The organism is Maribacter sp. (genome assembly GCF_039968975.1).
In the GTDB taxonomy this organism is placed as follows: domain Bacteria; phylum Bacteroidota; class Bacteroidia; order Flavobacteriales; family Flavobacteriaceae; genus Maribacter.
This window is the reverse complement of the sequence record NZ_JBDVOT010000251.1, coordinates 1-4751: the sequence shown is the minus strand read 5'-3', so window position 1 is coordinate 4751 and position 4751 is coordinate 1. Positions and strand designations below refer to the sequence as shown.

Genomic DNA, 4751 nt, shown 5'->3' with positions numbered 1-4751 from the left:
AGTAGCCGTTGCAGTTATTGTGCCATCTGCACATTGACTAGCGTTTACAGCTGTTACACTAAGTGTTATAGCTGGTACAATGGTATAGGATACTACAGTAGAATTACAGTTATATTGGTCGGTAACTTCTACATCGTACGTTCCTTCTGGTAAGTTGTTAAAGGTATATGATGTTGCATTTGTTGGAGTAGGGGTTTGCCAAGATCCATTATTTATTCTAAACGTGTAATTGCCATTGCCATCTGTTACTGCCGCAGTTATAGAGCCATTACTAGAACCATCATAACAAACCGTACCTGTTACATCAAAAGTAACTGCAGTTGGTGCGGCTATCGTTATAGGTGTTGTAGAAAGTGTGCTACAGTCATTTTGGTCTTTAACTCTTACTAAATATTCACCAGCAGGTACATTTGTGAACTGTGCTAATGTACTATAAGTTCTTACTTCTGTTCCATCGGTTAACTCTAATTGGTACTCATAACCTGGTGTACCTTCACTTGCCGTAGCTTCTAAAGTAGCACCGGTATTAAAACAGGTAAACTCTGATTTTAGCTGCAAGTTAGCGGTTAATGCATTTGGTGATGTCAATGTAACCGAAGTCGCTGAGGTTGCTGTACATGTATTATCGTCTATTTTTTGGACCATAACAGTATACGTGCCATCGGAAAGAGTTGTCGGTGTAATAATCGGAGATGTAGTTTCCGTAATCCAAGTTGCTCCATTATCAATAGAATATTGATAACCTACAGTGGTGTCAAAATTAGAAACTTCAAAACGGATACTACCATTATCGCTACCATTACAAGTAGGGTCAGTACTACCTAAAATGGCTACTTCAAAAGTTTTTCCTGTTTCAACAATTACTGAAATATCTTGTGTTTGTTCACATAACTCTGGAGTTTGTGATGCCTGAATATCATCTAAAACCAGGAAGTTACCATTGTCGCTATTAAGATTGGTACGTAATACAACCCCAACTGCCGTATTTGCACCTGGATCAATAGTAACCGTTCTTAAATGCCAGTCATCTGCATTGTTATTTTGAGAAATAGCTGCTGTTGCCTGACTACTGATTACATTACCAGAACCATCAACCAATTCTACCAATATTTCTGGGGCGTTACCAGAGGCATTGTCAATTAATATGTTGTAGGCGTAAAATGATATTGTTATTTCTTGATTGGCAAGTGCTTCTAATCCTGTTCTTGACCATAGAATATTGTTATCTCCGGCTGAGGTACTAACCCCAATTGCCATAAACCTACCATCAGTTATGCCAGAATGATCATTAGGACTTCTCCAAGAAGCATTTGGGTTGGTTATTCTATTCGTAATCGCATATTCAGCATTTACCAAAATTCCTGCAGGACCTAAATTACAGTCCGTATCTGTGCCATCTTGTGGTTCGTAGCAATATCCTGCCCCAATTTCCGCAATCTGTGTGGTAACACCAGCTCCGAAATCTTCATAGAATAAAGTGCTTTGATCCGCAGCTACTAAACTTGTATAGCCTACAGTAATTGTTTGGGTACCTGAAGCAACATTATTGAATACATTACTATCTAATGGTGAGTTGTCGGTACCGTTTAATTTATAGGTATATGTAAAGTCTGTAGTATTAGAAGGTGTAATGGTTACTACGCCATCCCCATCGCATTCATAAGTGATGTCATTTGTGAAAGTAGGGGCAATTGCTGCTGTAGGTACGGTAATCTCTAAATCTGTAGAACATCCTAAAGCATCTTTTATAGCTAATTGATATGTACCAGGTGTTAAACGTTGCTCGTCAACTGAAGAGAACGTGCTACCACCATCAAAACTATATTGATATGGTGCTTGACCACCATTACCATTCAATATCTTCACTAAAGCAGTGGGAGTTGCAGCACCAGATGTGTCACAAGACGCATCTTCTATGATTGAAGGAGATGCCGTTAAAAGAAATGGTTGGGTTACTTCATACTCTAAAGTCTCTGTACAAGCATTACCAGGATTGCTGTTGGTATCCATAACGGTAATAGTGTAAACTCCAGCGGCTATATTGTTAAAGTAGTTTTCCGTTTGGTACGTTGTGCCACCATCAAGACTGTATTGGTATGGTGAATTACCACCAGATGCGGTAATGGTTAATACGGAAGTAGCTGAATCTGCACATATAATATCTGTATTTGAAGCACTTATGGTAATGGTACCTAAATCTTCCATAGTTACGATATTTGATAAACCGTAACAACCATTGTCATCTCTGATTACGAATACATAATCACCATCTTCATTAGGTATATATGTAGAAGAAGTATCATATCCGAATAGGAATGTTGGGTTAGATGTAAATTCAGAATCAGGAATTGTTGTTTCGTCAGCATATGGTGCTACACCATCTTTACTATAGATAGCAAATTCGTATCCTGTAGTTCCGCCTGTGGCAATTAAGTCTATTACACCCGCAGTACAGGTAATATTATCTTGATTTGTTGCTGTTAACCTTAGTTCAGGAATTTCGTCTACGGTGATAGTTTTTTCGTCACTACAACCATCTGTTGTAGTTGTTACGATAACGTAATCATCTGCTGAAAGACCAGTAAATGTGTGCGTATTGTCAGAAGAAAGTAAATAATTAGTTACCAAGGCTCCTTTACCACCGCTACCGTTATCAAAATAAAGCTCATAGCTATATTCTGGTGAAACGTTCAATGCCTGTGTAGAAATTGTTCCTGCATCGGTACAATCAAACGGAGTTGAACTGACTGTTGTTTCAAAAATTCTTTCTGCAATACCTATTTCTTCGGTTTCGAACACACAACTGTTTTCAATTGGTGTACCTGTTGAAGGATTTAATTGTGTAATCTGTACTTTGTAAGTACCACTAGTTGCAATAGAAAAGTTCGGACCTTGAGCAGCGCTGAATGGTACTGCTATGTTATTATTTTCTACATCGAATAACTGGTAACCATAACCACTACCTAAATCTATTACTCGTATAGAACCTTCGGTATCACAAATGATATCAGATGAATCTGGTTCAGGAATGTCTAATGTATTTTGGTATGCGTTGAAATAGAATCTACTGAAACATCCACCTTCATAACCTATAACAACTCTGTATTTACCACTATCAGTTATGGTGAAATTGTCCGAATCTGTTTCTTCGTTCCATGTCCAACCACTAGCTGTATTTGCGCAATCATCCATTACATCGCCACAAGTAGCAACATTACAACTTGTTTCGTCAAGTTTCTCCCATTTAATACTTAGAGCATCGGTTATCCCTAATTGAATAAATGCACTATCGGTATCGCCACAAAGAAATATATGTGGCATTGAGTTGTTGTCATTTGAACAAGTTACTATTTCACCTTGAATATCATTATCAGGATTACTGTCGCTATTTACTTGGTTAAAATAACTGATGATAGGATTGGTCTGTGTTTCACCATAACGCTCAACAGTAATTAGTTCTGTATGGTTGGCACAGCCAGAAGTTGATGTTTTCTCAACAATGTAGTTTCCTATAGTTGTTACTGTCAATGTATTTGACGTACCGTCATCTAAAATTGTATCTCCAGCATCTATAGCGCCATTATTATTTGTGTCAATTGCCCAAGTGTAGGTGTCAAAACCTATACCGGCAGAAAGTGTACCGCTAGCACCACAAAGTTCTACCGTACGTGCAACGCTACAATTTGCCAATGCATCAGAAACATTATTTGTCGCTACCTCTAAAGTTGTAGTACATGCACCTGCAGGGTTACTACCATCTTCGTCTGAAAAGGTGTTGGTGTTTAATGTTCCCGTGTAAGTTGCATATGCGTGATTTTCTAATTGAGAGGCACAAGCCGCTACAAACTCAGAACAGTCACCTGCAACAGAAACCGTTATTTTAATTTTATACTCTGGATCATCAATTTCAACCAACGTATCTGGTATGGTAAAAGTGATAGTTCTAGTACTTTCGTCGTAGCTGTTGGTTACCCCAGGTGCATCATCAATATTTATATCATCTAAGCTGACATTGTCTGGTAATACATTTTTAATTGTAAAACCAGTAGCATCATCATCACCTGTATTTTGAAATCTTAATACATAATTGTAAGTATCGCCCAAACCTACATCCTCTCCGTTGATATCTGTACCACTCAATAATTCTGAAGTGTTACCTAAAACAATTACTGGTGCAAATACTTGTGTATAAGAAGCTGCATTTACGGTACCATCAGTTGGGTCAACTACAGGAACTCCCGTTCCATATTCGCCACCATCACCACCGTCAGCTGCATCATCTTTATAGAATTCGTTGGCATCGCTGCACCCGTCATCATCACTGTCTAAATCTAAATGATCCGGGTAACCATCCATATCAGTATCCAAATTGGCACAAAATCCTGAAAAGGAAGATGTATTGTAGGATAAAAACGCGACGTCGGCATTTGAACCAAGTTCTAAGCGCAGGTATGCCACATCACTTAAACTGGCAGTGGGTATGTTAAATTCTGACAATTCTACTGTGGCCAAGCGATAGTCTCTTGTAGTATTATCGAAGAAGACACTTCCGTCTGCGTTATAAACATCTAATCTATACCTACCTACTATACTCGTAAGTGCGCCGCCACTTGAGGCTTGCACTCTTACAGCATTACCAAGAGGTGCGCCTGTGGCATCATAAATACTTACCGTATGACCCACACCGCTTGGATCTGCAACTTGGGTCAATAATATATCGGGCATACCATCACCCACATTTGTCGCTACAA

At 38.8% G+C, this 4751-nt stretch carries 1 protein-coding gene; it reads right to left on the bottom strand.

What is annotated here, in order from left to right; translation table 11 throughout:
- Window positions 1-4751, bottom strand: a 4751-nt coding sequence (locus ABJI11_RS17425; protein ID WP_348355158.1) for a SprB repeat-containing protein, incomplete at both ends; no start/stop codon positions are given.